The 26,996-nt window shown below is 53.9% G+C and carries 25 protein-coding genes; 8 read left to right on the forward strand and 17 right to left on the reverse strand.

Annotation, left to right across the window (positions count from 1 at the left end; all coding sequences use genetic code 11):
* Positions 1-69 precede the first annotated feature (69 nt).
* Positions 70-756, forward strand: coding sequence for a 6-hydroxyaminopurine reductase (gene yiiM, locus JL661_RS16820; RefSeq protein WP_024474701.1), 687 nt, complete (start codon positions 70-72; stop codon positions 754-756).
* Between the two features lie 127 nt (positions 757-883).
* Positions 884-1,072: a hypothetical protein gene (locus JL661_RS18495; protein ID WP_247718673.1), complete on the forward strand. Its 189-nt coding sequence runs from the start codon at positions 884-886 to the stop codon at positions 1,070-1,072.
* A 171-nt stretch (positions 1,073-1,243) separates the two neighbouring features.
* Here the strand turns inward: JL661_RS18495 and dmsD are convergent, their stop codons facing one another.
* From dmsD to dmsA, 4 genes are all read right to left on the reverse strand, one after another.
* Positions 1,244-1,855, reverse strand: a complete 612-nt coding sequence (dmsD, locus tag JL661_RS16830) for a Tat proofreading chaperone DmsD (protein ID WP_004237909.1) — start codon at positions 1,853-1,855, stop codon at positions 1,244-1,246.
* Positions 1,856-1,940: 85 nt separating this feature from the next.
* Complete coding sequence (locus JL661_RS16835; protein ID WP_004237908.1) at positions 1,941-2,801, reverse strand: DmsC/YnfH family molybdoenzyme membrane anchor subunit; 861 nt, start codon at positions 2,799-2,801, stop codon at positions 1,941-1,943.
* A gap of 1 nt (position 2,802) precedes the next feature.
* Positions 2,803-3,420, reverse strand: coding sequence for a DMSO/selenate family reductase complex B subunit (locus tag JL661_RS16840; RefSeq protein WP_004237907.1), 618 nt, complete (start codon positions 3,418-3,420; stop codon positions 2,803-2,805).
* Between the two features lie 11 nt (positions 3,421-3,431).
* Positions 3,432-5,885, reverse strand: coding sequence for a dimethylsulfoxide reductase subunit A (gene dmsA, locus JL661_RS16845; protein WP_062773348.1), 2,454 nt, complete (start codon positions 5,883-5,885; stop codon positions 3,432-3,434).
* A 350-nt stretch (positions 5,886-6,235) separates the two neighbouring features.
* On the opposite strand from dmsA, the gene JL661_RS16850 reads away from it, so the two are divergent.
* On the forward strand, positions 6,236-7,081 hold the full coding sequence (locus tag JL661_RS16850; protein ID WP_015422351.1) for a 4Fe-4S binding protein: 846 nt from the start codon (positions 6,236-6,238) through the stop codon (positions 7,079-7,081).
* Between the two features lie 55 nt (positions 7,082-7,136).
* On the opposite strand, the gene trpS is transcribed toward JL661_RS16850, so the two are convergent.
* From trpS to JL661_RS16905, 11 genes are all read right to left on the reverse strand, one after another.
* On the reverse strand, positions 7,137-8,165 hold the full coding sequence (trpS, locus tag JL661_RS16855) for a tryptophan--tRNA ligase (protein WP_004237902.1): 1,029 nt from the start codon (positions 8,163-8,165) through the stop codon (positions 7,137-7,139).
* Between the two features lie 2 nt (positions 8,166-8,167).
* Positions 8,168-8,887 carry a phosphoglycolate phosphatase gene (locus JL661_RS16860; RefSeq protein WP_004237901.1) on the reverse strand — a complete coding sequence of 240 codons (720 nt, stop codon included), beginning with the start codon at positions 8,885-8,887 and terminating at the stop codon, positions 8,168-8,170.
* A complete protein-coding gene (gene rpe / locus JL661_RS16865) occupies positions 8,884-9,558 on the reverse strand; it encodes a ribulose-phosphate 3-epimerase (protein ID WP_004237900.1) in 675 nt (224 codons plus the stop codon). Before rpe ends, JL661_RS16860 begins: the two co-directional genes overlap by 4 nt.
* A 40-nt stretch (positions 9,559-9,598) precedes the next feature.
* Positions 9,599-10,417: an adenine-specific DNA-methyltransferase gene (gene dam, locus JL661_RS16870; RefSeq protein WP_036415636.1), complete on the reverse strand. Its 819-nt coding sequence runs from the start codon at positions 10,415-10,417 to the stop codon at positions 9,599-9,601.
* A gap of 90 nt (positions 10,418-10,507) precedes the next feature.
* Positions 10,508-11,464 carry an SPOR domain-containing protein gene (locus JL661_RS16875; RefSeq protein WP_004237898.1) on the reverse strand — a complete coding sequence of 319 codons (957 nt, stop codon included), beginning with the start codon at positions 11,462-11,464 and terminating at the stop codon, positions 10,508-10,510.
* Between the two features lie 145 nt (positions 11,465-11,609).
* Positions 11,610-12,692, reverse strand: a complete 1,083-nt coding sequence (gene aroB, locus JL661_RS16880) for a 3-dehydroquinate synthase (protein WP_062773350.1) — start codon at positions 12,690-12,692, stop codon at positions 11,610-11,612.
* Between the two features lie 31 nt (positions 12,693-12,723).
* A complete protein-coding gene (gene aroK, locus JL661_RS16885; protein WP_004237896.1) occupies positions 12,724-13,248 on the reverse strand; it encodes a shikimate kinase AroK in 525 nt (174 codons plus the stop codon).
* 515 nt (positions 13,249-13,763) lie between these two features.
* Positions 13,764-14,825, reverse strand: coding sequence for a secretin N-terminal domain-containing protein (locus tag JL661_RS16890; protein ID WP_015422352.1), 1,062 nt, complete (start codon positions 14,823-14,825; stop codon positions 13,764-13,766).
* On the reverse strand, positions 14,812-15,327 hold the full coding sequence (locus JL661_RS16895) for a hypothetical protein (RefSeq protein WP_004237894.1): 516 nt from the start codon (positions 15,325-15,327) through the stop codon (positions 14,812-14,814). The genes JL661_RS16890 and JL661_RS16895 overlap by 14 nt, the downstream gene beginning before the upstream one ends.
* Positions 15,324-15,884 carry a hypothetical protein gene (locus tag JL661_RS16900; RefSeq protein ID WP_004904593.1) on the reverse strand — a complete coding sequence of 187 codons (561 nt, stop codon included), beginning with the start codon at positions 15,882-15,884 and terminating at the stop codon, positions 15,324-15,326. The genes JL661_RS16895 and JL661_RS16900 overlap by 4 nt, the downstream gene beginning before the upstream one ends.
* Positions 15,881-16,690 carry a hypothetical protein gene (locus JL661_RS16905; protein ID WP_032098627.1) on the reverse strand — a complete coding sequence of 270 codons (810 nt, stop codon included), beginning with the start codon at positions 16,688-16,690 and terminating at the stop codon, positions 15,881-15,883. The genes JL661_RS16900 and JL661_RS16905 overlap by 4 nt, the downstream gene beginning before the upstream one ends.
* A gap of 150 nt (positions 16,691-16,840) precedes the next feature.
* On the opposite strand from JL661_RS16905, the gene mrcA reads away from it, so the two are divergent.
* Positions 16,841-19,366: a peptidoglycan glycosyltransferase/peptidoglycan DD-transpeptidase MrcA gene (gene mrcA / locus JL661_RS16910; RefSeq protein ID WP_036413287.1), complete on the forward strand. Its 2,526-nt coding sequence runs from the start codon at positions 16,841-16,843 to the stop codon at positions 19,364-19,366.
* 122 nt (positions 19,367-19,488) lie between these two features.
* On the opposite strand, the gene nudE is transcribed toward mrcA, so the two are convergent.
* Positions 19,489-20,043 carry an ADP compounds hydrolase NudE gene (gene nudE / locus JL661_RS16915; RefSeq protein ID WP_004238577.1) on the reverse strand — a complete coding sequence of 185 codons (555 nt, stop codon included), beginning with the start codon at positions 20,041-20,043 and terminating at the stop codon, positions 19,489-19,491.
* 342 nt (positions 20,044-20,385) lie between these two features.
* Between nudE and JL661_RS16920 the strand changes: the two genes are divergently transcribed.
* The 4 genes from JL661_RS16920 (at position 20,386) to pckA (ending at position 25,692) form a co-directional block, all read left to right on the forward strand.
* Positions 20,386-22,509, forward strand: coding sequence for an IgaA/UmoB family intracellular growth attenuator (locus JL661_RS16920; protein WP_036418285.1), 2,124 nt, complete (start codon positions 20,386-20,388; stop codon positions 22,507-22,509).
* Positions 22,510-22,537: 28 nt separating this feature from the next.
* Complete coding sequence (hslR, locus tag JL661_RS16925) at positions 22,538-22,954, forward strand: ribosome-associated heat shock protein Hsp15 (protein WP_004238575.1); 417 nt, start codon at positions 22,538-22,540, stop codon at positions 22,952-22,954.
* Positions 22,955-22,979: 25 nt separating this feature from the next.
* Positions 22,980-23,870 (forward strand): Hsp33 family molecular chaperone HslO, encoded by an 891-nt coding sequence (hslO, locus tag JL661_RS16930; RefSeq protein ID WP_004238574.1) that lies wholly within the window; start codon positions 22,980-22,982, stop codon positions 23,868-23,870.
* A gap of 202 nt (positions 23,871-24,072) precedes the next feature.
* Positions 24,073-25,692 (forward strand): phosphoenolpyruvate carboxykinase (ATP), encoded by a 1,620-nt coding sequence (gene pckA, locus JL661_RS16935; protein WP_036418286.1) that lies wholly within the window; start codon positions 24,073-24,075, stop codon positions 25,690-25,692.
* 68 nt (positions 25,693-25,760) lie between these two features.
* Here the strand turns inward: pckA and JL661_RS16940 are convergent, their stop codons facing one another.
* Positions 25,761-26,459 carry a pirin family protein gene (locus JL661_RS16940; RefSeq protein ID WP_062773353.1) on the reverse strand — a complete coding sequence of 233 codons (699 nt, stop codon included), beginning with the start codon at positions 26,457-26,459 and terminating at the stop codon, positions 25,761-25,763.
* Between the last annotated feature and the right edge of the window lie 537 nt (positions 26,460-26,996).

Genomic DNA, 26,996 nt, shown 5'->3' on the forward strand with positions numbered 1-26,996 from the left:
CGCTGTCCGCACATATTCTTCTTTCCCGCTTTCGATTATGATATCCGTCTCACTCAATACGGAGGCGGCATGGCATACACACCTTTAGTTTTCACCGGTCCCGTCAGGGATACAGCCCGCTGCGGGCGCAGCGCAATTGAAAAGCGTCAGACCGAAGGCGTGATTGCCCTCAGTGCCACCGGACTCGCCGGTGACGAGCAGGCGGAAAAAGCCTTTCACGGCGGCCCTGACCGTGCGTTGTGTCACTATCCCCGCGAACACTACGACTACTGGAAAATGATGTATCCGGAGATTGAGGATCGCTTTGTCGCGCCGTTCTTCGGGGAAAATATATCCACCCTCGGTATGACAGAAGAAACCGTATTCATCGGGGATATTTATCAGTGGGGCAGCGCCGTGATTCAGGTCACCCAGCCGCGCTCACCGTGCTACAAACTGAATCCGCTGACAGATGTGTCTGATTTTGCACAGGTGATGCAGGATTGCGGCCGTACCGGCTGGCTGTACCGTGTCGCCGGGAAAGGGGATGTCAGCAGTGATCAGCCGCTGAAACTGCTGACCCGCACCAGCGCGGTGTCTGTCAGGGAAGCCGCTGCCATCGCTTTTCATCTGCCGTTTGATGAAACAGAATACCGTTATCTGTTACAGGCATCCGGACTTTCCGCCAGCTGGACACTGACCATGCAGCGCCGTCTGATGACCGGTAAAATCGAGGATTTTAACCGCCGGTTATTCGGCTCCGCCGCAGCCGTGTAAGAATATGTAATCCCGGGTTCTCCCTGCTTTAAACCCGTTCCGGAATGTGTGATTATCATACTCGTTTCACGATGACCGCTGCTGACCCCGCAGCACACACAGACGACCTTTTAAACAGGAGACACGGATGAAATACCTGATAATGCTGCTGAGCCTGGCAGCGCTTTCACTGCCCGCCGCCGCGGCAGATCAGAACAGTGCGGATGAGCTGGAAATCTTTACGGATAATGCAGAAAACTGCATCCATTTTGCCGGTGAATGGGATGTGTCCCTGCCGGCAGATCAGAAAAAAAGATATCAAAAAAGCACTGGATGAAACCTGTCCTCCGGCCAAAGAGCAGCAAAAAGTCTTGCGTGAAAAGTACCGCAATGACCCGGAGATGCTCGCAAAAATTAATGAATTTGACCTCGGCCAGTAACATCCGCCGTAAAAAAAAGCCCTTCCGGTCTGCACCGGAAGGGCTTTTTGATCTGATAGTGTGATATCTCAGGCGAAAATGGTTTTCTCTGCCGGGATCACCAGCAGTGCATCCTGCCAGCCTCTGAGAGTCAGAGCCGTCAGAGCAGATAATCCTTCATAGAACGGGCTGCCGCATTTTTCCTGCATCCGCGCCAGATAAAAGCGTGCCCACGGCAGAAGGTGTTCTGCCAGCAGTGAATTCAGGGCATCCGGACGATTTTCCGCCGTCCAGGCCGCCATCATCAGTAACAGGCCGATGTGATCTTCCGGCTCATTCTGCGACAGCACAATATCCACCTGATGTGCACGCATCCACTCACGCAGGGCAACAGTGGAATCCCCGAACAGCACCTGTTCTTTATCCAGCCAGACAGAGCCCCACGGCGATGCGGGCAGTGCCTGCGGGCCGATAAACAGCCGCTGATAGGCCTGCGCTAAAGTTTCCTCACCGGTGACAGTCAGACCCAGTTTCTGTGCGGCGGCCTGCTTTTGCGCATCATTACCGTACGGCCATTCCGCCACCCACTCCCCGGAAGAGAGCAGTTCCGTTATCTGTACGATTTCTGACGGCGGGTAGTAAAATGCCGCCCCGAGAATACGGGCCGTTAAGGCAACATCACTGACAGCTTGCTCACTCATAACTCAGGACTCTCACAATAAAATATCCGCGTATCCTGCCACGATTTCCGTCCGGAAAACAGTAACAGGATACGCGCTGATTGTATCAGGACAGATAGGCCATACCGGCTGTCATGTGCAGTCCGTAGAAAATACCGCGGCCGATAATTTCCCCGGATAACACCAGAACAAAACCAATCAGCATCATAATCACCGGCGGATTTGTCCGTTTCACCAGCGGCAGGATCCAGCAGGTCAGACCCAGCGCCAGCAGAACCAGACGCCAGCCCATATACAGGCCGAATTCCGGTACCAGCGCGGAAGCGCTCTGTACGGAACTGCGGATAAAGGCCAGATCAAACGCCTGTGACGTCACTGCGACCGCACTCGCCACCAACGCAACGATACCCACCAGCGGCAGCCAGCTGATGCAGCGCAGGTCAAACCCGGCAATCCGCAGCAGCAGAGCAGCCAGTACCGGCCCGCCCAGCAGAGCTGTCAGCACAAAGTGAACCGTGGTGTACGGGGTATACCAGGTCGGCACCGTGGCAATCTGGTAAACCTGCGGAATGGCGTAAATAAAGACCACCGCCAGAACCATTACCACCAGCAGCCAGAGCTTACCGAGCGCCGCCGGCATTTTGTTCAGTACCGCCAGCAGCCAGTAAAAACCACCGGCAGCGAAGAAGACCGAACCGGCCGCAATTTCATTACTGAGCGATGAACTGCCGAGGCGGTTAAACGCATTAAACGCACGCAGCGGCGTGCCCATGTGCATCATGGAGAGCAGGAAACCCACGCCCATCAGCACCCACAGGCCGAACATGCTGTAATGCACTTTACGGTTCAGTTCCGGTGACAGTTTTCCGGACAGCAGCACTGCCGCCATCACAATAAATGCCCCTGCCACACTCTGCCCGATGGTGGTAAAAAACATCAGCGGCCATTCATGAATTCCCGATCCCATGTTATACCTCCTCCGGGTTCGCCAGATGGCCTGTGGTATCCCCGACAGGACGGCTGTTGGCATTCAGTTTTAAAACGATATTCGGATGTGTGTATTCCGCAGACGGCAGCGGCGCGATTTCCGCCAGTGTGCCGTATTTAGCCCGCAGCTCTTCAATCGGTCCCATATCCAGTGCCCGCAGCGGACAGGATTCAACACAAATCGGCTTTTTGCCTTCCGCGACGCGCTCATAGCAGCCGTCACATTTGGTCATATGGCCTTTGACCTCATCAAACTGCGGTGCGCCGTACGGGCACGCCATATGACAGTAACGGCAGCCGATACATACTTCCTCATTCACCACCACAAAGCCGTCTTCCCGCTTGTGCATTGCACCGCTCGGGCAGACTTTGGCACAGGCCGGATCATCACAGTGGTTACAGGAGATGGAGAGATAGTAAGCAAACACATTCTGCTGATACACACCATCCTGCTCTGTCCAGTCGCCGCCTGCATACTCATAGATACGGCGGAAATTTACTTCCGGAGATAAGTTTTTAAAGTCTTTACAGGCCAGCTCGCAGGTTTTGCAGCCGGTGCAGCGACTTGAATCAATGTAGAAACCATATTGCGTTGACATAAATCGCTTCCTCAGGCCTTAACGACTTCAACCAGGTTGGAATGGGACGGATTCCCTTTCGCCAGCGGCGACGGGCGCTGAGTGGTTAACACGTTAATGCTGCCCGCGTGATCGATACGATCGCCGTCCGGGCTGTACCATGCACCTTCACCCAGACCGACAACGCCCGGCAGAATACGCGGTGTGACCTTCACATTGACGCGCACTTCCCCGCGATCGTTAAAGACCTTCACATTATCACCGTGCGCAATCCCGCGTTTCGCGGCATCGACAGGGTTAATCCACAGTTCCTGCGGACAGGCGGCTTTCAGCACATCAACGTTGCCGTAAGTGGAGTGAGTCCGGGATTTGTAGTGGAAACCGGTCATCTGTAACGGGTATTTTTCCTGAAGCGGATCACCGGCATGCTCAAAGCCTGCGGAATAAACCGGCAGCGGATGGATTTCATCCCCTTCGTTCAGTTCCCAGGTATCACGGAGTTCCGCCAGCTGTGCGGAATAGATCTCGATTTTACCTGACGGCGTGGTCAGCGGGTTTGCCTGCGGGTCGTTGCGGAAATCACGGTACGCCACATGGTGTCCCTGCGGGTCACGTTTTTTGAAAATACCCTGTTTGCGGAACTCATCAAACTCCGGCAGTTCCGGCAGCGCGGCGCGGGACTGCTCATACAGGTGACGCAGCCACTCTTCCTGGGTACAGCCTTCGGTAAACTGATCACCGACCCCCATCCGTTTGGCGATTTCGCTGGTCATGTCATAGATATTGCGGCTTTCAAAGCGCGGGGCGATTGCCTGATCGGCAAAAATCACATACCCCATGTTGCCTGCAGAGGCATCCATGCAGAAATCCATCTGTTCGGAAGCGGTGCAGTCCGGCAGCAGGATATCCGCATATTTGGCGGACGAGGTCAGATGGTTATCGATCACCACAATCATCTCGCACTTGCTCTCATCCTGAAGGATGTCATGAGTGCGGTTGATTTCGGAGTGCTGGTTCACCAGACAGTTACCGGCATAGTTCCAGACCATTTTGATCGGCACATCCAGTTTGTCTTTACCGCGCACACCATCCCGGGTGGCGGTCATCTCTTCGCCGCGCAGAATCGCATCTGTCCACATAAACATGGAGATACTGGTTTTCACCGGGTTGGTCAGGGTCGGCATACGGACAAACGGAATTGCGTAAGAGCCTTCACGCGCACCGGTGTTACCGCCGTTAATCCCCACGTTACCGGTCAGAATAGAGAGCATGGCAATGGCACGGGATGCGGTTTCGCCGTTTGAGCGGCGCTGCGGGCCCCAGCCCTGAGTGATATACGCCGGTTTGGCAGTACCGATTTCCCGCGCCAGTTTCACAATCCGCGCCGCCGGAATACCGGTGATTTTGGCTGCCCATTCCGGGGTTTTCGCCACGCCGTCCGGCCCTTCACCTAAAATATAAGCTTTATAGTGGCTGTTGGCCGGTGCACCGGCAGGCATGGTGGTTTCGTCATAACCGACACAATATTTGTCAAGGAACGGCTTATCCACCAGGTCTTCTTTGATCATCACATACGCCAGCGCGCTGACCAGTGCGGCATCCGTACCCGGACGGATCGGGATCCATTCATCCTCGCGCCCTGCACCGGTATCGGTATAACGCGGATCGATGATAATCATGCGGGCATTTGATTTTTCGCGTGCCTGCTCAACATAATAGGTCACACCGCCGCCGCTCATGCGGGTTTCGCCCGGGTTGTTACCGAACAAAACCACCAGCTTGCTGTTTTCAATATCTGACGGGCTGTTACCGTCCGCCCAGCCGCCGTAAGTGTAATTCAGACCGGCTGCAATCTGCGCGGTACTGTAGTCACCGTAATGATTCAGATAACCGCCGCAGCAGTTCATCAGACGGGCAATCAGTGTTGCTCCCGGCGGCCAGGATTTGGTCATGGTGCCGCCGAGGGTGCCGGTGCCGTAGTTAAGATAGATAGATTCGTTGCCGTAATCGCGGATCAGGCGTTTCATGGTACCGGCGATAGTATCAAACGCCTCTTCCCAGGTGATACGCTCGAATTTGTTCTCACCGCGTTTACCCACACGTTTCATCGGGTATTTCAGGCGATCCGGGTTGTACACCCGGCGGCGCATGGAACGGCCGCGCAGGCAGGCGCGTACCTGATGCAGATCTTCGTAGACATCATCACCGGTATTGTCGGTTTCAACATATCTGATTTCGCCGTCAACCACATGCATCCGTAACGGACAGCGGCTGCCGCAGTTAACCGTACAGGCACTCCAGACCACTTTCTCATCAGAAGCCGCCGCAGGTGCCGGGGTAGTTTCAGCGGCAGACGCCGCATGGCTGAACGGGAGGGATAACCCGCCCGCTGCAACTGCCAGACCGCCGGCCGCACCGGAGGCTTTGACAAACCCGCGCCGCGTCAGCGGCGCAGTGAACAACGCCGTTTCTTTCATCTTTGTCATATACATTGCTCGCTTAATTGATTTTGTAATCGTTATTATTATTGTTGTTGCCGGATAACGGCTTATTGTCAGATTGCGACTGGTAACCATTCGCAATAAATCATTTGTAATACAATAACCTGCAGTTATTAACCTATAGTTATTTTACGGTTTTACGATTCAGCCGGGTTGTTTTGCATCAAAAAATGAGTGCGTGAAAAGCAGATTATTGATCCCGTCAGTGGCAGACGGCATCCGCTCATGGGAAAATAGTGACCAGCTCAATATTATGATCAGGAAAAGGAGTTAACGTTATCAGACGCAGCGCACTCAACTACCTGATAAACGGCGAAAAAACCACACCGCCGTCAGTGAATGATCACTGTGTCAGGAAGAAACTCAAAAACAGTCAGTGTGATAACTGCGCCGCCTGCTGCCCGGCAGATGCGGTCACATTCGGCTATCTCGACGTCAAAATTGATAATGACCGCTGTTTTCAGTGCGGAAACTGCCTGTTTGTCTGCCCGTCTGATGCTATTGAACACATCCCTGTCCGCGAACGCAACTACAACAATAACGGGCAACTGGTGATTGAGAAGAAAGAAACCCCGGCCAGCGCGGAAGAGCTGCTGGTCTGGCACCGGCAGTACCATATCCGCGGGATGCAGATAGCAGAGCCGGAAGTTGATAACTGGCTGCCGGTACTGGCAGCGCTCAATCTGCGCCTGAAAGCCCTCGGCGAACCAATCTGGCAGTTGACTATCATCCCGCCGCCGCCGGTGGATACCGGAAAACGTTTTGCGCTGTTCCGGCAGAAAACCATCAGTAGCGGGCTGAATACCGGCCGTGCCAGAACCGGTCTGAATGAGCGAAAAAAACTCTGGCCGGATGACAGCTGGTTTGATGTGCGCCCGGATACGGAAAACTGTATTTTATGTACCGCCTGCGCGGCAGTGTGTCAGGAAGGGGCTATCACTATTGCGGATAATCAGTTTACCGTGGATAAGACAAAATGCAGCGGCTGCATGAGCTGCCGTGACGTCTGTTTCCCGAAAGCGATCGATGTCATACCGCAGGCAGAAAAAAACAGTCAGCCGGTCCGCTATGCTTATTTTGATGCTCATTGCAGCAGCTGCCATCTGCCTTTTATGAGCTGGCAGCCGGGACAGACATTATGCCCGGTATGCCGTTCACGAAAAGAGAAAGGCTGGCTGTAACGACAGAGATAAAAAAAGCGCCGAAAGGCGCTATTTTTATTTTTATATCATGTAATTACAGCGGACGACGTACAAAACCAATCGCGTCGTGTACTTTATCCAGCGTGACCTGTGCACGGGCAGAGGCTTTCTCAGCACCCTCTTTCATTACACGGTTCAGTAACACATCATCGTTACGGATTTCGTGATAACGGGTCTGTAACTCTGTCAGCATGCCGGAAACCGCATCCGCCACCGCACCTTTCAGGTGACCGTACATCTGGCCTTCAAATTCAGCTTCCAGCGCAGCAACCGGTTTGCCGGTCACACCAGAGAGAATATCCAGCAGGTTGGAAACACCCGGTTTATTTTCCAAATCATAAATCACGCGTGGCGGCTCTTCAGAGTCTGTCACCGCGCGTTTGATTTTCTTCGCTGCCGCTTTCGGATCTTCCAGCAGGGCGATCAGGTTGTTACGGTTATCATCGGATTTCGACATTTTTTTCGTCGGATCCTGTAACGCCATCACACGGGAGCCGCCAGCCGGGATAAACGGATCCGGCACCACAAACACATCACCGTAAATGGCGTTGAAGCGCTGCGCGATATCACGGCTCAGCTCCAGATGCTGTTTCTGGTCGATACCGACCGGCACCTGGTTAGTCTGATACAGCAGGATATCTGCGGCCATCAGCACCGGATAGTCAAACAGACCGGCGTTGATGTTTTCGGCATGACGGGCAGATTTATCTTTAAACTGTGTCATGCGGCTCAGTTCGCCGAAATAGGTGTAGCAGTTCAGTGCCCAGCCCAGTTGTGCATGCTGCGGCACATGGGACTGAACAAACAGCGTATTTTTTGCCGGTTCCAGACCACAGGCCATATAAAGCGACAGTGTATCCAGTGTGCGTTTGCGCAGCTCCGCCGGATCCTGACGGACAGTGATCGCGTGCTGGTCAACGATGCAGTAAATGCAGTCAAAATCATCCTGCATTTTTACCCACTGGCGCAGTGCGCCCATGTAGTTACCGATGGTCAGTTCGCCGGAAGGCTGTGCGCCGCTGAATACAACGGGTTTGTGTGCTTTGGTGTTAGTTCCGCTCATGATTATCCTTCCTGATGAGTTAACGGAGGCAGCCCGAGTGCAGGCAGCAGACCCGCAAAGTCGGACAGTACGCAATCCGGATTGCTGTCAGCAATCGGAATACCGTAGTTGTAGCCGTAGGTCATGCCGACACAGGGACATTCCGCTGCCCGTGCCGCCAGGATGTCATTGCGGGAGTCCCCGACAAACAGCATCTCTTCCTTACGCAGCCCGAACTCACCCAGCGTCAGGTAGAGCGGAGCCGGATGCGGCTTCTTATTTTTCACATCATCCCCGCCGAGCACGACAGAGAAAAATTTATCCAGACCGGTTTCAGCCAGCAGCGACGGAATAAACTGAGACGGTTTGTTGGTCACGATCGCCAGATCCAGCCCTGCGTCTGCCATCACCTGTAAGGTTTCTGCCACATGCGGAAATGCCGGACTGCCGGTTTTAACGGTCTCAGCATAAAAATCATCAAACAGCTGACGGCATTTCGCGTGCAGTGCAGCATCAGGTTTTTCACCGGTTGCATGAGTCAGGGCACGTTCCAGTAACATATCAACGCCGTTACCGACCCAGACAGAGGCCATTTCCCGGCCCGCTTTCCGGTAGCCCAGTGCTTCCAGTGCGCGATCAGTCGCTTCCGCCAGTCCCTGAATACTGTCAGTCAGTGTGCCGTCCAGGTCAAATGCAACGGCTTTAATCCCTGTGAATTGCTGTACTGCTGTTTTGTCTGTCATGCTGAAACCTTTGTTAATTCTTTACGCATATCATCAATCACGGCTTTGTAATCCGGTTTGCCGAAAATCGCAGAGCCGGCCACAAACATATCCGCACCGGCCTGCGCCACTGCCGCGATATTTTCAGTCTTAATTCCGCCATCGACTTCCAGGCGGATATCACGGCCGCTGGCATCAATGCGGCGGCGGACTTCTTCCACTTTTTTCAGTGTTTCCGGAATAAAGGACTGACCACCGAAGCCCGGGTTTACCGACATCAGCAGGATCAAATCCAGTTTATCAATCACATAATCGAGGTAACTGAGCGGCGTGGCCGGGTTGAATACCAGGCCCGGTTTACAGCCGCATTCGCGGATAAGCTGAATGGTGCGATCAACGTGCTCGCTCGCTTCCGCGTGGAATGAAATGTAGGTTGCTCCCGCTTTGGCGAAGTCCGGCACAATGCTGTCCACCGGTTTCACCATCAGATGCACATCAATCGGCGCGGTAATACCGTAATCACGCAGCGCCTTGCACACCATCGGCCCGATAGTCAGGTTCGGGACATAATGGTTATCCATCACGTCGAAGTGAACCACATCGCCGCCTGCGGCGAGAACTTTCGCGGTGTCTTCCCCCAGACGGGCAAAGTCAGCAGATAAAATGGACGGAGCAATCAAAAACTCTTTCATTCCTGTTTCCTCTTAATAAGACGCCGCCGGGTTCAACGGCTTACTGTCCGCGGTAAAGCGCCAGTAATTCATTCACTTTCTGGCGGTTAAGTGTATTGCGGCTGATAGTGCGGCGCACTTTGACAATATGTAGTTGCGCCTGATGATACCACTCCCGGGTCAGCGGGGTGTCATGATTCGAGATCAGAACCGGAATTTTGCGATCCGACGAAAGCATTTGTGCCAGTTGTGCCAGATTCTGCTGCTCCGGTAACCCGAATCCGCTGGTGTGATACGCCGTAAAATTGGCTGTCAGTGATAACGGCGCATAAGGCGGATCACAATAGACGATATCCCCGGTGCCTGCATTTTCCATGCTGGTCACATAAGACTGGCAGACAAACAGGGCGTTGCGGGCTTTTTCCGCGAACCACAGCAGTTCAGCTTCCGGGAAATAGGGTTTGCGGTAGCGCCCGAAGGGCACATTAAACCGGCCTTTGGAATTATAACGGCACAAACCGTTATAACAATGGCGGTTCAGATAGAGAAACAGAATGCTGCGCTCGAAATGATCCGTGCTCTGATTAAACTGTTCCCGCAGCGCATAGTACTGTAATTCATCATTAAACTGCGGCGTGAACAGCTTGCGGGACTCATCGATAAATTCCTGAGTCCGCTGCTTCACCATCGTGTAGAGGTGGATCAGATCACTATTGATATCCGCCAGCACATAGCGCGGATAATCTGTATTGAGAAAAACCGACCCCGCGCCGACAAAGGGCTCAATAAGACAATCACCCTCCGGCAGATGCCGTTTTATTTCATCTGCCAGAGTGTATTTTCCGCCGGCCCACTTCAAAAATGCGCGTTGTTTCTTCATGCTGTCTGTAATCATTGCTCAAAAAGGCCAGAGCCGCCGATTCTGCTCTGTTTCAGACAGCAAATCAGCACCTGACGGAATCCGTGTTTATTATTTCATGTCCTGATGCACTTGCTGCATCTTTCTGACCCACGGTTTTTTCCCCTGAATTTCGGCAGGCAGACGCTCAACTTCCCGTTTTGCATCCCCGACTGTCGGGAAATTACCGTACACCAGGACGTACCACGATTTTCCGTTACGTGTTGTCTCATAAACCTGATAGTTGGATAACCCGTGCTTCTGCGCAAAGGCTTTCAGCGTATCCGCACGGCTCGCGCTGCTCAGCTGCAGGGTATAGTTCCCGGCAGGGGCTTTGGCGATCGCGGTGCCGCTTTTTGACGGAGCCGGTGCCGCAGTAGCCGGTTTGGTGGTTTCACGCGGTTTGGCTGGTGTTGCCGTGGTGGTTTTCACCGGCTGCGGTTTCACCTGTTGTACCGGTTTCTTCGGCTCTTCCTTCGGAGTGACCACCGGCGGCAGATTATTCATATTCTGCTGCGCCGCATTATTAATACCCACCTGCGTATTTCCCTGATTCAGGGCATCGTTAATATCCCCCGGGATATCCACGCGCTGGCCGGTGCCGGTTGTCTGTGACGGCGGCTGTGCCTGTGTCGGCAGGTTATTGATAGCAGGGAGATTCACGCCGGTCTGCCCGGTCTGTGACGGAACCGGTTCGGTTGGCTGTAACTGTGTTGCACCGTCATTGCTGCCGGTGCCGAGGGTAATCGGGCGCTCGCCGTTCTGTGCCTGCGGCTGGGCTTCCGGTTCTGACGGCGATTTCAGCGCGGAGCTTATCGCGATAATCAGTAATACCAGGACCACAACCGCCACGCCGATCATCATCTGCTGGCGGGAGACGGCAAACTTAGGCCGTGACTGCTGCGGGCGCGGACGCGGATTACGGCGTTCAGGGCGCTCCGGTCTGTCAGATGCGTCCGGACGGATAGATTCATCATCCGGCTGGCTGAAAATCTGTGGTTCTTGCTTTTCGGGTTTAAAGCCGTCCATTTTGCCCTCCCATCAGAGCAGAAACTGTGTCTTTGGATATAACAGAAGAGAACTGACGCCCGGTGAGTGCGTCATAATGCGTAGTGTAACCATTTTCCCGGCACTCAGCGAGACAGATATCAAAAAACTTCTGCCGCCGCTTCCGTTACACGGACTGAATGGCAGCCAGCACCCTGTCATGCGGGATATCCGCACGGACAACTGACCGGCCGATTGTTTCCGGGACAATCAGGTGCAGTTTACCGCCCTGCACTTTTTTATCCCGCATCATGTGCGGCAGATACGCATCCGCCGGCATGGATTCCGGTCCGCGCACCGGCAGCCCGGCGCGGATAAGCAGCGCAATGACCCGCTCTGTCTCTTCCGGGCGGAAGGTCCCGAGCAGTTCAGCCGTGCGTGCAGCCATCACCATCCCTGCGGCGACTGCCTCGCCGTGCAGCCAGACACCGTAGCCCATTTCCGCCTCAATGGCGTGGCCGAATGTATGGCCGAGATTCAGCAGTGCGCGCAGCCCGCTGGTCTCTTTTTCATCCGCAGCCACCACCTCTGCTTTCAGTTCACAGCAGCGGCGGATGCAGTACGCCATCGCCTGCGGCTCAAGTGCCAGCAGACGGTCGATATTATTTTCCAGCCAGATAAAAAAATCGTGATCCAGAATAATGCCGTATTTGATGACTTCCGCCAGCCCTGACGCCAGTTCACGGCGCGGCAGGGTTTTCAGGCAGTCGAGATCAATCACCACACTGACCGGCTGCCAGAAGGCACCAATCATATTTTTACCCAGCGGATGGTTCACGCCGGTTTTACCGCCGACAGATGAATCCACCTGAGACAGCAGCGTGGTCGGCACCTGAATAAAACGGACGCCGCGCTGATAGCTCGCTGCCGCAAATCCGGTCAGATCACCGATAACACCGCCGCCCAGCGCAATCAGCGTGGTATCACGCCCGTGATTGTTTTCCAGCAGCGCGGTAAAAATACGGTCAAGGGTGGTCAGGGATTTATACTGCTCGCCGTCCGGCAAAATCACGGAATCCGCCTGTACGCCGGCTTGCGCAAGGTTATCGGTCAGTGTCTGAAGGTACAGCGGGGCAAGGGTTTCGTTGGTAACTATCATTGCACGCTGACCGGTGGTCAGCGACGCAAAGGTGCCGGAGAGGGAAAAGAGACCCGGAGCAATTGAAATAGGATAAGCACGCTCACCCAGAGTCACAGTCACTTTTTCCATGGCACCTCCGCATGTTGCCGGTAAAATGAAATTAACTGTTGGTTTCTAACAGTTCAATAATTTGATTTGCAACCACTTTTGCACTCTGATCATCGGTGTGGATAGTAATATCCGCGATCTCTTCATACATCGGATTGCGTTCATCGGCCAGTTTGACCAGGACTTCCCGGACCGGCTCATCGACCTGTAACAACGGACGCTTTTTATCGCGCTGTGTCCGGGCCAGTTGTTTTTCAATATTGGTCTCAAGGTATACAACCACACCCCGCGCAGACAGGCGGTTGCGGGTCTCCCGTGACTTGACGGAACCCCCGCCGGTAGCCAGGACGATACCCTGCTTTTCAGTCAGTTCATTGATGATTTTTTCTTCACGCAGGCGAAAACCTTCTTCACCTTCGACATCAAACACCCAGCCCACATCGGCTCCGGTGCGGCGTTCAATTTCCTGGTCGGAATCAAAGAATTCCATATTTAATTGCTGAGCCAGCTGACGACCAATAGTACTTTTGCCGGCACCCATCGGGCCGACAAGAAAGATATTGCGTTTCTCTGCCATGTTTTTGGTATAACTAAGAATATTCGTTAATGATAACCCGCCCCGCTCACCCGATCAGCGGCGGGACCTCAAATGAAACCTCATGAGTGAATCTGCGTGAGTAACCTGAAATTATCTCCGCACATTCTGCCCGATTGCAACCATACCGGCACGAAACCGGAAAGATACCTCAGGTGCTGCTGTGTGACGCCTGTCGCAATCCGGCCTCTGAACATCCGCACATACTATCATAACGCCTGCGAAAAACCGCGCCTTATATTTCCGTGAATCCTCCTGAAAACAGGAGCTGTACAGAAACATAAGGCGCGATCTGAGAATCAGGACGTTGTCCGTCAACGGATTAACGGCATATTTTACGGCGGCAGTGATTTCATACCTGCTAAATTTGCTAACTCTTGTATGCTAAATCGTTGCAATCGTCAAATGTATAACACCGCAGAACCGGTAAAAAAACCCGTTATTCTGCGCATATAATCCGTGAATAATGATACAACATGCTGATATTGATACAGTTACTAAATATCGATCAACTGCGGTGTAATGAATATCACTAATTCACGGCGGCTGAGTTTATCGTATTGATGAGTAAAAAGCTTTCCCATCAATGGGATCGACGATAAATACGGCACTCCGGTCACCTGTCTGCCTTTATCCTGCTGAAAAATCCCGCCGAGGATCAGGGTTTCCCCGCTGCGGACAATCACCTGTGTGGTGATTTCCTGCTTATCAATGGAATACTGCTCGCTGCCGTTCTGCATCAGCGCTGCACCGGGGGCATTACGGCTGATATGCAGTGTCAGACGTACTTTATTATCCCGCAGGATCTGCGGTGTCACCTCCATCCCCAGTACCGCCTCGCGGAACTGTACCTGTGAACCGGACTCATGGTTTTGCGTGGTGTACGGAATTTCCGCTCCCTGTTTGATACTGGCGGGATGCTCGTGCGCCGTGGTCAGGCGCGGGCTGGCGACAATATCCAGCTGCTGTTCCTGCTCCAGTGCGCTCAGTTCCATCTCCAGCAGATGGCCGCCGAGACGGGCGATATTAAAGGTGAACGTGTTATTTCCCCGCGCCTGATGCAGCTGCAGGCGGTTGCCGGACTCTGGTGACGGCAGCACGGTTCCCCACTGCAGCCCCAGCTCATGCAGCCCTTCCCGCGAGCCGGACACAATATGCGCCGTAATCTGCACCTGCTGCTGCGGCTGATCCATCTGTGCCAGCCAGGCTTCCGCCCGCGACAGCACATCCGGTTGTGCTTCTATAAAGAGGGAATTTGTCAGCGGGTCGGCTTCCGGCGCTTTATTATCTGTAAACCATTCCCCGTGATGCTGTTTCAGCAGGGCCAGCATGTCCGCCGCATCCGCATATTGCAGGGTAAATGTGCGGCTCTGCCCGCTTTCCGGTATCAGCGGCGGGGAATACATCACGGGGAGTTCTGTCAGCACGGCCGGTTCCTCACTGATGACGACAGGCTGAAAAAGATCCCGCGGATGCTGCCCGCCGGGAGCCGCTGCCGCAAGCAGCAGACAACAACCGGTGATCAGCCGGGCGGCTGATTTTGCTTTATTCATCATCATGCCATTCCTTTTCCGGATCCGGTGAATCCGCCCCCGGTAATGCCAGATGCAGTGTCAGCTGCAACAGCGGCGGGGATGAGGAGGTTCCGGGTGTCAGCGGGTGCAGCGAAAGCCGGGTGATCGGCAACTGAGTCAGCTCCCCGCTGAGGGTATCGAGCAGCGCCGCCAGCTCAGGGTAATGCGCCTCAAAGGTCAGCACCCAGCGTTCCGGCTGTTCCGGCGGCTCCTGCTGCCAGCCGGTCAGCAACGGCAGCGCATTTTCGGGCAGTAAGGTAAACAGCGGCGGGATATCCGGGGGCGGCAGAACCACCGTTTCCGGCACCGCCTGTTCTGACAGTGCTGTCAGCCGCTGCAACTGCCGGAACCGCATTTCCGTTTCCCCGGCTGCCGGTTGCAGATAAAAACACCAGAACACCACACCGGCCGATAACCAGATCCCGGCAGTCACTCCCCACTGCACGCGCCGGTACTGCGCACAGCGCCATACTGTGTTCAGATTCATGACCGGCTCCTCCCGGTCACCAATATAAACTGCCGGATCCCGGCTGTTTTGTGATGCTGCAGGCTGATCAGCCTGAGCGGCATCAGCCCCGGCGGTGCCCGCTGTAATAAAGGATGAGACGGGACAATCACCTGACGGCGGTTCACCGACAGGGCATGGCGCACACTGCTTTCTGTATCATGCTTTTGCTGCTCTGCCTGATAACGCGCCAGCCAGGCATCTTCCGGCAGCTGAGCCTGCAAAAAAACCAGCAAATCCCGGTAACGGCGGTTTTCCCGTGCAGTTTGCTGCTGCCGCAGATTTTCCGTTTCCGCCTGCCGCTGTAGCGCACGCTGACGGGCAAGTTCAGCCCGCTGCGGCGCAAGACGGATTTCCCGATCATCAAATGCGGCCTGTAACAACGCCAGATGCTGCACATTCAGTGAATGACGCAGATAAACCGGCAGCAATGCGGATAACAGCACGCCGCCTGCCATCAGAAACCGGAAAACCATCCGGCGGCAGATTTGCCGTTTCAGCCGGGAGCGCCAGGCAGTCAGATTCACCCGGTGTGTCATAGCCGCTCCTCCCCGCAAAGCACCATCCCTGCCGCCGCCGCGTAGCCCGGCGGGACATCATCCGCTTCCGCATTGCGGTAACGCCGGCATTCCCGCTGCCATGCCTGCGGCAGCAGCGCAGTATCATGCAGACAGCACAGTGCCGCCTGTGACTCATCAAAACCCTGTGTTTTCAGCTCTGTCAGTAATGACGGCAGGGTCAGGTCAGCCCGTCCGCTCAGTACCGGCTGCGTTTCACCGGCAGTCCAGCAAAGACTGTTCCCCTGACGGAAAACCAGCCAGTCCTGTGCGGCCACACCCCTGGCGCAGGCAAAACAGCGCAGCGCACAGGGAATAATGCTGAGTACCGTCAGATCCGCGCGGAGTTCCGCCGCCAGCGACAGCCACTGATCACGGACAGTACGGTGCAGCGCCGTCAGAATAATATCGCCGGAAAACCACCGGTAATCATAGATAAGATCCTGATGACGCCCCGGAAATGTGCGCGCCAGCCAGGTATCTATCAGCGGCACCACCGCAGACTGCGCGACACGGCTCTCCGGCAGGCGGATCTGCTGCTGAAGACAGAGTGACACCGGCAGTGCCGCCCGGCAATCCGGCCGCCCGCGGATACGCCGCCGCCATGGCGCCAGTGCAGCCGCAACCGCAGACAGGCCGGGCACACCGTTTTCGGCTGATTCCGTTTCCGGCAGTGTCAGCGTGATAAAATCCTCAAAACACCACCTCCGGCGTATGCGCCGCGCCAGTGCTATCCTGATCTCCCCGTCCTGAAGTGAAATTCCCGCCATCCGTGAAGCAATCCGCATAAATTATCCCTGTATTATTGATATGAGAAATACTTTTTTCTCTTAATTTTCCTGTGGTTACAAAATACGTATTCAAGAAACGCATGAACCTTTATACTACAGGGTCGCTGTTTATAAACTGTCCACCACACGGCTAACGGAAATTTTCAGGTGAAGTTCTTAAAGTATTTATTGATCTTTGTTGTCTGTTGCATTTTTCTTGGAGCAGCATCGATATATGGCATGTACAAATATGTCGAGGCTGACCTGCCCGATGTGGCCACACTGAAAGATGTCAAATTACAGACACCAATGCAGGTCTACAGCGCGGATGGCGAACTGATTGCCCAGTTCGGTGAAAAACGCCGTATTCCGCTGACACTCAGCCAGATCCCGCCGATGGTAAGGAATGCCTTTATCGCGACGGAGGACAGCCGTTTCTATGACCACCACGGAATCGACCCGATCGGGATTTTCCGTGCCGCTTCTGTTGCCATGACCTCCGGTCGTGCCTCACAGGGCGCCAGTACCATCACACAGCAGCTTGCCCGTAACTTCTTCCTGAGCCCAGAAAAAACCGTTATCCGTAAAGTAAAGGAAGCGTTCCTGGCCATCCGCATCGAACAGATGCTGACCAAAGATGAAATTCTCGAGCTGTATCTGAACAAAATTTACCTCGGCCAGCGCGCTTACGGCGTGGGGGCTGCGGCTTATGTCTATTTCGGCAAAAGCCTTGATCAGCTGACTCTCAGTGAGATTGCGGTGATCGCCGGGCTGCCGAAGGCACCGTCCACCTTTAACCCGCTTTACTCCAAATCCCGCGCCCTGGCCCGCCGTAATGTGGTGCTGACGCGGATGCTGGAAGAGAATTACATTACCCGCGCCCAGTATGATGAAGCGCGTAATGAGCCGATCGAAGCCCGTTATCACGCCCCGGAAATTGATTTTTCCGCGCCGTATCTGGCAGAAATGGTTCGTATGGCAATGATTGAAAAGTACGGTGAAAATGCCTATACCGATGGTTATAAGGTCTACACCACCGTTAAACGCAAAGATCAGCTCAGTGCTGAAGATGCGGTTCATACCGGTATCATCGACTACGATATGCGCCACGGTTACCGGGGAGCTCAGCAGGTTTTGTGGCCGCAGAACAGTGCGGCATGGGATACAGAGCAGATCCTGAGCAAACTGAAAACGTTACAGGTCTACGGCCCGCTCAACCCGGGTGTTGTGCTGAGTGCGGATGCTAACCGTGCACAGGTGATGCTCAAAGACGGCTCCACCATCGACCTGACCATGGACAGCATGCGCTGGGCGCGCAAATTTATCTCTGATCGCGCTATGGGTCCGGCACCGCGTGCGGTAAACGGTGTGGTGCATGCCGGTGAGCAGATCTGGGTGCGTCAGAACAAAGACCGCTGGATGCTGGCACAGATCCCGGATGTCAACTCTGCCCTGGTGGCACTCAATCCAACGGATGGTGCGGTGATCGCACTGGTCGGCGGCTTTGATTTCGGGCTGAGCAAATTCAACCGTGTCACCCAGTCTCTGCGCCAGGTCGGCTCCAGCATCAAACCGTTGCTGTATACCGCCGCACTGGATAAAGGTCTGACACTCGCCTCCCTGCTCAATGACCTGCCGATTGTCCGTGCGGACGGCGCTGGTCCTGACTGGCGACCGAAAAACTCACCACCGCGCTATGACGGCCCGATCCGTCTGCGTCAGGGGCTGGGACAATCGAAGAACGTGGTGATGGTGCGGGCCATGCGGGCAATGGGCGTGAATTATGCCGCCGATTATCTGCTGCGCTTCGGCTTCCCGGACAGTAACATTGTCCGGACAGAATCCATGGCGCTCGGCTCTTCCTCATTCACCCCGATGCAGATGGTGCGCGGCTATGCCGTGATGACCAACGGCGGCTATCTGGTCGACCCGTATTTTATCAGCCGGATTGATAACACCGAAGGCAAAGCTCTGTTTACCGCAGAGCCGAAAATTGCCTGTCCGCAGTGCACCAACATCCCGGTGATCTACGGCGAAGGTTCACATGACCTGGAAAGCAGCCTGAACAAGGATGCTCTGGAAAACGACGTGGCGAAATCAGACAGCCAGCCGCAGGAAAATGACCAGCCGGCAGCCCCGGAAGCCGACCTGGAAAAAGCACCGCAGGCAGGAAGTGATTCCCCGTATGCACCGCATGTAGTCAGCACCCAGGTGGCCTTCCTGATCAAAGACGCCATGAACTCCAATATCTATGGCGAACCGGGCTGGAGCGGAACCGGCTGGCGGGCAATGCGGGATATCAAACGCCGTGACCTCGGCGGTAAAACCGGTACCACCAACAGCTCAAAAGATGCCTGGTTTGTCGGCTACGGCCCGGACATCGTTGCTGCGGTCTGGATTGGTTTTGATGAAAACGCCCGTGACCTCGGCCGTGGTGAGGCCGGTGCGAAAAGCGCCCAGCCTATCTGGAACGACTTTATGAAAGTTGCGCTGGAAGGTGTGCCGGAACGCAAAGATCCGCCGCCACCGGGAATTATCTCCGTTCAGATCAACCGCAGCACCGGTAAGCTGGGCTCCGGCGGCAACTCCCGTTCCGAATACTTTATCAAAGGCACCGAGCCGACTGATTACGGCGTGTCGGAAGTGGGTACAACGATTATCCAGCAGGACGGCGGTTCGGAAGAACTGTTCTGATTAAGCGGATAAAAACAGAAGGGCTGCCTGAAGGCAGCCCTTTTTTTTCAATCGTTGTTACTTAACACAAATGAATGTCTTTTTTCGATGATTAACACAAACAGATTTGTGTTAAAAATAGCTTAGTGACCGGTACGCTGTAAAAATTGCTGCGCCAGGAACAGCGCGGTAATATTGCGGGCCTCGTTAAAATCCGGATGAGTCAGCAGATCCATCATCTTACTGACCGGCCAGCGCTCCTGAACCAGCGGTTCCGGCTCATCGCCCTCCAGCTTTTCAGGATACAGACCTTCCGCCAGCAGGATATTCATCTGCCCGGAGAAATAGGACGGGGACATGGTGACGCGGCGCAGCGGTGTCAGTGTGCGGGCACCAAACCCGATTTCTTCTTTCAGCTCACGGTTAGCGGCAGTCAGCATATCCTCACCGGGATCGACTGCACCTTTCGGGAACCCCAGCTCATAGCTGTCCACACCCGCCGCATATTCCCGGATCAGGATAAGTTCGTTATTTACCACAGGGACAATCAGGACAGATTCACGGGTTGCAGGACGCATACGTTCATAAACCCGTTCCGCACCATTACTGAATTTCAGTGCAACAGACTGGACAGTAAACAGGCGGGATTGGGCAACAGTCTCGATGCGGATAATTTTCGGTTTTTGTAATTCAGCCATGTATGCCTCTGTACGTAATATAAAAACGCAGTACAACCATACAGAGTAAAACTGTACAGGGTGAAAAAGTACCGCTTTGCGAATAAGTAAAAACCGGGGTAAATTCCCTGGTTCACTCACTTATTGCTCTGCTTCATATTACCCGTTCCTGAGACAAAGAAAAGCACCGGGCGGGATGAATAAATAACGGTAACATACAGCATAATCAGCAGGTAAAAGTGAAAATAATCAGTTATAACAGACTGTTATTTCAAATAATTTTTTTTGCATAATCAGAAAAGGCCGATTTTTTAACGGCTTCCTTCACTGTTATGCTGCACAGGCAATTACGACGGGGAAAAAATGACTATCACCCTCATTATAACGGCCGCTCTGGTGATCGGTTGTCTTATAATGGTTTCTGTTATCAGTCACCGGCGGAGACAGCGCCGGGCAGGTTATGTATTACCTTCACTGGCCAGTCTGACACACCACCGGCCGGGTGCCGGTGAAATTCAGGCCATTGAGCACCATCTGACCTGCGCTGCCCGGCAGGCGGTCAGTAATGATCTGCACTTTACATTACCGGCTTTCCCCAAAAAAAGTGATCACGTCTATCGTCTGTGCAACCGCATCACCCGGTATGCTATCCCGGAGAAAAACGGACAGCAGTGGCATTACTACATTGAAGGCAACGAGGTTTATCTGCCTGCGGTTCTGGATGAATTTATTCAGGCCACAAATGTCATTGATGTGATGTTTACTGACGGGATACCGATGATTGTCGGGCTGAACGGTCATGACTTACGTGAGTTTACTGATGACCACGCGCTGGCAAGGCCAATGACAAAAAATAACAACGTACCGGTACAGGCCGCGATACTGACTAACAGCAATGCTGATATTGAGTTTCTCGGCACACGCAGAGAGAGCCGGCAGGAATATAACCTGCAGCACAGTCACGGGTTTATCAGCGGCACGCTGATTGTCTGCGGCGTGCTGACGGCGCTCACTGCGGTCTTTATGCCGCCGTTTTTATTTTACTGGATGATGGCCGCCGGAGCCGGGCTGCTGCTGCCGGGCATCATTTTATCCCTGATCCCGATCAGCAACCGCCGCCGTCTGCGGGATATTCAGTGCTACCGGGGGATCCCGAAACGCTGGGGTCTGTTCGGCGATTTTGACCACAGTCAGAAGCACAGCATTTCACTCGGCGGTATTGACCTTATCTACCCGCGCCACTGGGAACCCTGGCTGCATCAGGATCTCGGGTCTGTCACACAGATTGAAATGTATGAGGATCAGCAGGTTGTCCGCCAGGGGAAATACCTCTCCCTGCGCGAGGAATCCACCCGCTTCCCGTATCGCCGTTACGGCAAAAATCTGCTGATCGCCCTGACCAGCGCCTTTGCCCTGCTGGTTCTGGCCTGCAATCAGCCGGTCAATTTACCGGTTAAACTGGCCCTGAACTGGCTGACCGGCACAGAAACCAAAGTCACCACCAATTTCAGTGAACTCCAGAATATGCCGCTCTATGTGGGGGATTTTCTGGAAGCCAAAGGCGTGGGGATGTGTTACATGCCGCCGAACCTCTCCGCCCAGGATAAACCCAATTTCCGCGCATTTGACTGCTCCGGTATTTACTGGAACAACACCTCCCCGCTTCCGGTTCCCGAGTCCGAACAGGTTGATCGCGCCGCCGCGCTGCTTGCCGAACTGAATAACCAGCTGCATCCCGATGCCGGAGCCCGTAAGGTGAACGACAGTCTGCGCAATGTTATCACCCGCTCCGGGATGAGCCTGTTGGATGACTTTTCCTCCCTGGTTCTGAAAACCCAGGCGTTATGTGAATTTGAAAACAGTGACTGTGTGCGGCTGAAAAACGCCCTCGTCAATCTGGGGAATTCCCCGAACTGGGAAAATTTATTAGCCCGCGCCAAAGCCGGTAAACTGGAGCAATCGAATGTTTTATTGCGTCCGGCAAGTGCAGAGGCCTTGGAAAAGCTGGTTATCGCCACCACATCTACAGCTATAAACAAAGAAGTGGAAAATGCGGCAATGCGGCTGAACAGTCCGCCGCCTGGTGGTGTGCTGCTGATCAGTGACGAAGGCAAATCCCTGGTGGAGAACGCCCCGGTCAATGAACAGACAGAGGAAATGACACCGCTGGCACACTGGCAGTCCCTGCAGAAGCTCTCCAATATGCTGCTGCACACCCCGTTTGAGGTTCAGGGTATTGTCACGGATGTGTCTGTGGATGCCAACGGCACCCGCCATATCCTGCTGCACTTTCAGCCGGATAATGTCATGCTGGCGCGGTTTATCGGCAGCTGCATTTTACTGGTCGTATTTTCCCTTCTGGCCATTATCAACGGCATCTATACGTTTATCCGCTGGCGTCAGCGCCGCCGCCGGATGACGGATATCCGCCGTTATTATGACAACTGCTTCCGGCACGACTACCCTTCCTCTGAGGTGCAGCCGTAACGGCTGCACTGTCTGTCACGGAGTAACCATGCAACAGGCTTCACAGGTCACAGAGCCTGTCCGCCTTGATAAATGGCTCTGGGCGGCACGGTTTTATAAAACCCGCTCCATCGCCAGAACCATGATTGACGGCGGCAAGGTTCATTATAACGGGCAGCGGACCAAGCCCGGAAAACTGGTCGAAAACGGCGCGGTTATCGTCCTGCGTCAGGGAAATGATGAACGGACAATCCGCGTGCTGGGGATCACGGACAAGCGCCTGAGCGCGCCGCTGGCACAGACACTCTGGGAAGAAACCCCGGAGAGCATCGAAAAACGTGAAAAAACCGCGCTTGCACGTAAAATGAATGCCCTGACGATGCCGCACCCGGAACGACGTCCTGATAAAAAGGAACGACGGACATTGTTAAAATTTAAACACAGTAATTCAGATACCGCGGAATAACCGGCGGTTAAGACGAGAGAAAATTATGTCTGCACGACAAGATACATTACACCGGTTCCTGTTTAACAAAAGCGATGTCCGGGGAGAATTGGTCAATGCTTCCGGCACATTACAGCAGATCCTGGATAATCATCATTACCCGGAGCCTGTCCGCCGCCTGCTCGGCGAACTGCTGGTCTGCACCAGCCTGCTGACCGCGACCCTGAAATTTGAAGGGGATATCACCGTTCAGATCCAGGGCGACGGCCCGGTCCGTCTCGCTGTGATCAACGGCAACGACCGCCAGCAGATGCGCGGTATTGCCCGTATGAACGGCGATGTGCCTGCCGGTGCCGGTTTCCACGATATGATCGGCAAAGGCTTTATGGTCATTACTATTACGCCACGTCAGGGCGAGCGTTATCAGGGTATTGTGGCGCTGGAAGGGGAAACGCTTGAAGCATGTCTGGATGACTATTTCCGTCAGTCCGAACAGCTGCCGACCAGCCTGTTTGTCCGCGTTGCGGAACACGACGGCAAAATGCAGGCCGCCGGGATGCTGTTACAGGCACTGCCGGCATCAGCAGAAGCCCGTACTCAGGAAGAAACACAGAACATGTTCAGCCACCTGATGCAGCTGACTGCCACTATTTCGTCTGATGAGCTCTTTACCCTGGATGCCGAAACCATCCTGTACCGTCTCTATCATGAAGAAGACGTTGTGCTGTATGAACCGGCACCGGTAGCGTTTCATTGCGGTTGTTCCCGAGAACGCTGCGCAGATACGCTGGTAACACTGCCGGAGGAAGATGTTAATCATATTTTGCAGGAAGATGGCAAAATTGATATGGAGTGTGAATATTGCGGTGCTCATCATATCTTTGATGAACAGGATATTCATGAAATCCGCACTCAGAAAAACGCTTCGCTGCACTGATTCGTTTTAGCTGACGCAACACCAGGCCGCACCGGGCTCCCCGGATGCGGCCTTTTTGTTTATTTTTTCTTATGGTATCGAGCCAGCTCACAAAATAAACCCAAATAAAATCCGGATTTTCATTTATTTGATAGCAATCGCTGTTAACCAGTCGTAAATAATTATGATATATGGAGATATTCCGACAACCCGGAGGCTTTGGATGAGCGTAAAAACAATGGCTGTGAGTGAACTGGAGCAGTATGGTATCCGCGATGCCGCAGAAATAATCTATAACCCGAGTTATGACTTACTCTTTGATGAAGAAACCCGTCCCGGCCTGACCGGTTATGAACACGGTGTTGTCACCACCAGCGGCGCGGTCGCGGTAGACACCGGTATCTTTACCGGCCGCTCACCGAAAGACAAATATCTGGTCAGGGATGATCTCACCCGCGACACCGTCTGGTGGGCGGATCAGGGAAAAGGCAAAAACGACAACAAACCGCTGTCACAGGACACCTGGAATTCCCTGAAACACCTGATCACCAATCAGTTATCCGGCAAACGCCTGTTTGTGGTGGACGCCTTCTGCGGCGCCAATGCCGATACCCGCCTGAAAGTCCGCTTTATTACCGAGGTTGCCTGGCAGGCACACTTCGTCAAAAACATGTTTATCCGCCCGGATGAAAACGAACTGCATGATTTTGAACCGGACTTCATTGTGATGAACGGTGCGAAATGCGTGAACCCGGACTGGCAGGCGCAGGGGCTGAATTCGGAAAATTTTGTGGCATTCAATCTGAGCGAGCGCATCCAGCTTATCGGCGGTACCTGGTACGGCGGTGAGATGAAGAAAGGCATGTTCTCCATCATGAACTATCTGCTGCCGTTACAGGGCATTGCCTCCATGCACTGCTCGGCAAACGTGGGTGAAAAAGGGGATGTGGCGATTTTCTTCGGCCTGTCCGGCACCGGTAAAACCACCCTCTCAACCGATCCGAAACGTAAACTGATCGGCGATGATGAACACGGCTGGGATGATGACGGCGTCTTTAACTTTGAGGGCGGCTGCTACGCCAAAACCATTAATTTATCTGCAGAAGCAGAGCCGGATATTTATCACGCCATCAGCCGCGATGCACTGCTGGAAAACGTGGTTGTCCGTCCGGACGGCAGTGTGGATTTTGATGACGGCAGCAAAACCGAAAATACCCGGGTTTCTTACCCTATCTATCATATTGAAAACATTGTTAAACCGGTTTCCAAAGCGGGTCACGCCAACAATGTGATTTTCCTGACTGCCGATGCCTACGGTGTGCTGCCGCCGGTGGCGGAACTGACACCGGAACAGATGCAGTATCATTTCTTATCCGGATTTACCGCAAAACTGGCCGGTACCGAGCGCGGCGTCACAGAGCCGACACCCACTTTCTCTGCCTGCTTCGGTGCGGCATTCCTGACGCTGCATCCGACACAGTACGCAGACGTACTGGTAAAACGGATGAAAGCGGCCGGGGCAAAAGCGTATTTAGTGAACACCGGGTGGAACGGAACCGGAAAACGCATTTCAATTAAGAATACTCGTGCTATCATAGACGCCATTCTTAGTGGGGATATTGATAAAGCGGCAAAACATACGCTGCCGGTCTTTAATCTGGCCATTCCTCACGAACTGCCGGGTGTCGACAGTCATATACTCGACCCGCGCAACACGTATGATAATGTGGCGCAGTGGCAGGAAAAAGCGGAAGACCTCGCAGGGCGGTTTATAAATAATTTTGATAAATATACCGACACGCCGGCGGGTCAGGCTCTGATTAGTGCAGGGCCTTCGCTGTAACCGGATAACAAGAAAAGTAGTGTGAGCAACACAGTAGCCCCGGGTCAGATGATCCGGGGCTTTCTGTTTTATTGGGCAGGCGGCAGGTCAAACAGCAGGATTTCACTGTCTTGTGCGGCATTCAGGCTGATTAACGCTTCATCCCATACGGCCACGCCATCACTGGTTTTCACCGTCTGGCCATTCACGGTCAGCTCACCTTTCACCACCTGGATCCAGACCATCCGTCCGCTCTGAGGCTGATATTCCCCTTCTTCACCGGCGGCCAGTGTCCAGCGCCACAGTGTCATGTCCTGAAAAACTTTCAGCGAGCCGTCACGGGCATCCGGGGAAAGCACCAGCTGGCGTCCGTTTGCCGCATCGAACCGGCGCTGTTCATAGCGCGGAGTCAGACCGGTTTTTTCAGGGATAATCCAGATCTGATACAGATGCAGCGGATTATCATTACTCGGGTTATATTCCGAGTGTCGGATCCCGGTTCCGGCGCTCATGATCTGGAACTCACCGGCAGGCACCTGTTCTTTATTCCCCATGCTGTCCTGATGCTCCACCGCACCACCCAGCACATAGGTAAGAATTTCCATGTCTTTATGCGGATGGGTACCGAACCCCTGACCTTCCGCGATAAAATCTTCGTTAATAACCCGCAGGGCGGAAAAGCCCATAAAGTTACGGTCATAATAATCGGCAAACGAAAAGGTGTGCCAGCTGTCGAGCCAGCCGTGGTTAGCATGGCCGCGTTCATTTGCAGGGCGTACATAGATCATAATTTTTCTCCTCAATCTGATGAGGTTAAGTTTACGTCCTGCCGCTAATTTCACCAGTAGCCGGGTTTAACGCAAGAATTCAAAAAATTTGAATAAGTGCTGACAGGGGGATGCGGAGATAACCATTAAAACCATCTTCTTTCAGACCCGGGCGGCGGGATAACCAGCAAAGCGGAAAGACGCTGACACATCCCTGTCCGCTCGGATCGCGCCATCCATGGCGCTTTACGCTTTCCTTTTTTTGCCGGTTATTCCCGAATGAATTTTTACATTATCAAAACCAAACAATTCATCTGTGAAATCATCCGGTTTGTGGCAAGGCGGTAAGGGAAGGATTCCGGGGAGCATACACAAGTATGTGACCCGGAATACTGAGCGCAACCAACACAGCCACAGGCCGGAGGATGACACAGAAAAGCCAACGCACCTGCGGCGCGAATGGCCCCGGGGAAAAAGGGGAAAAAAAAGCCAGCACTGGGCTGGCTAAATAAACACTGGAAGCAATGTGAGCAATGTCGTTCTTTCATCTGAACCCTG

Origin of the sequence: Morganella morganii (assembly GCF_019243775.1) — a bacterium.
Classification (GTDB): Bacteria; Pseudomonadota; Gammaproteobacteria; order Enterobacterales; family Enterobacteriaceae; genus Morganella; species Morganella morganii.

Coding starts and splice junctions, on each gene's coding strand:
- yiiM (WP_024474701.1), top strand. CDS start 70: ATGGCATACACACCTTTAGTTTTCACCGGTCCCGTCAGGGATACAGCC.
- JL661_RS18495 (WP_247718673.1), top strand. CDS start 884: ATGAAATACCTGATAATGCTGCTGAGCCTGGCAGCGCTTTCACTGCCC.
- dmsD (WP_004237909.1), bottom strand. CDS start 1,855: ATGAGTGAGCAAGCTGTCAGTGATGTTGCCTTAACGGCCCGTATTCTC.
- JL661_RS16835 (WP_004237908.1), bottom strand. CDS start 2,801: ATGGGATCGGGAATTCATGAATGGCCGCTGATGTTTTTTACCACCATC.
- JL661_RS16840 (WP_004237907.1), bottom strand. CDS start 3,420: ATGTCAACGCAATATGGTTTCTACATTGATTCAAGTCGCTGCACCGGC.
- dmsA (WP_062773348.1), bottom strand. CDS start 5,885: ATGACAAAGATGAAAGAAACGGCGTTGTTCACTGCGCCGCTGACGCGG.
- trpS (WP_004237902.1), bottom strand. CDS start 8,165: ATGAGCGGAACTAACACCAAAGCACACAAACCCGTTGTATTCAGCGGC.
- JL661_RS16860 (WP_004237901.1), bottom strand. CDS start 8,887: ATGACAGACAAAACAGCAGTACAGCAATTCACAGGGATTAAAGCCGTT.
- rpe (WP_004237900.1), bottom strand. CDS start 9,558: ATGAAAGAGTTTTTGATTGCTCCGTCCATTTTATCTGCTGACTTTGCC.
- dam (WP_036415636.1), bottom strand. CDS start 10,417: ATGAAGAAACAACGCGCATTTTTGAAGTGGGCCGGCGGAAAATACACT.
- JL661_RS16875 (WP_004237898.1), bottom strand. CDS start 11,464: ATGGACGGCTTTAAACCCGAAAAGCAAGAACCACAGATTTTCAGCCAG.
- aroB (WP_062773350.1), bottom strand. CDS start 12,692: ATGGAAAAAGTGACTGTGACTCTGGGTGAGCGTGCTTATCCTATTTCA.
- aroK (WP_004237896.1), bottom strand. CDS start 13,248: ATGGCAGAGAAACGCAATATCTTTCTTGTCGGCCCGATGGGTGCCGGC.
- JL661_RS16890 (WP_015422352.1), bottom strand. CDS start 14,825: ATGATGATGAATAAAGCAAAATCAGCCGCCCGGCTGATCACCGGTTGT.
- JL661_RS16895 (WP_004237894.1), bottom strand. CDS start 15,327: ATGAATCTGAACACAGTATGGCGCTGTGCGCAGTACCGGCGCGTGCAG.
- JL661_RS16900 (WP_004904593.1), bottom strand. CDS start 15,884: ATGACACACCGGGTGAATCTGACTGCCTGGCGCTCCCGGCTGAAACGG.
- JL661_RS16905 (WP_032098627.1), bottom strand. CDS start 16,690: ATGCGGATTGCTTCACGGATGGCGGGAATTTCACTTCAGGACGGGGAG.
- nudE (WP_004238577.1), bottom strand. CDS start 20,043: ATGGCTGAATTACAAAAACCGAAAATTATCCGCATCGAGACTGTTGCC.
- JL661_RS16920 (WP_036418285.1), top strand. CDS start 20,386: ATGACTATCACCCTCATTATAACGGCCGCTCTGGTGATCGGTTGTCTT.
- hslR (WP_004238575.1), top strand. CDS start 22,538: ATGCAACAGGCTTCACAGGTCACAGAGCCTGTCCGCCTTGATAAATGG.
- hslO (WP_004238574.1), top strand. CDS start 22,980: ATGTCTGCACGACAAGATACATTACACCGGTTCCTGTTTAACAAAAGC.
- pckA (WP_036418286.1), top strand. CDS start 24,073: ATGAGCGTAAAAACAATGGCTGTGAGTGAACTGGAGCAGTATGGTATC.
- JL661_RS16940 (WP_062773353.1), bottom strand. CDS start 26,459: ATGATCTATGTACGCCCTGCAAATGAACGCGGCCATGCTAACCACGGC.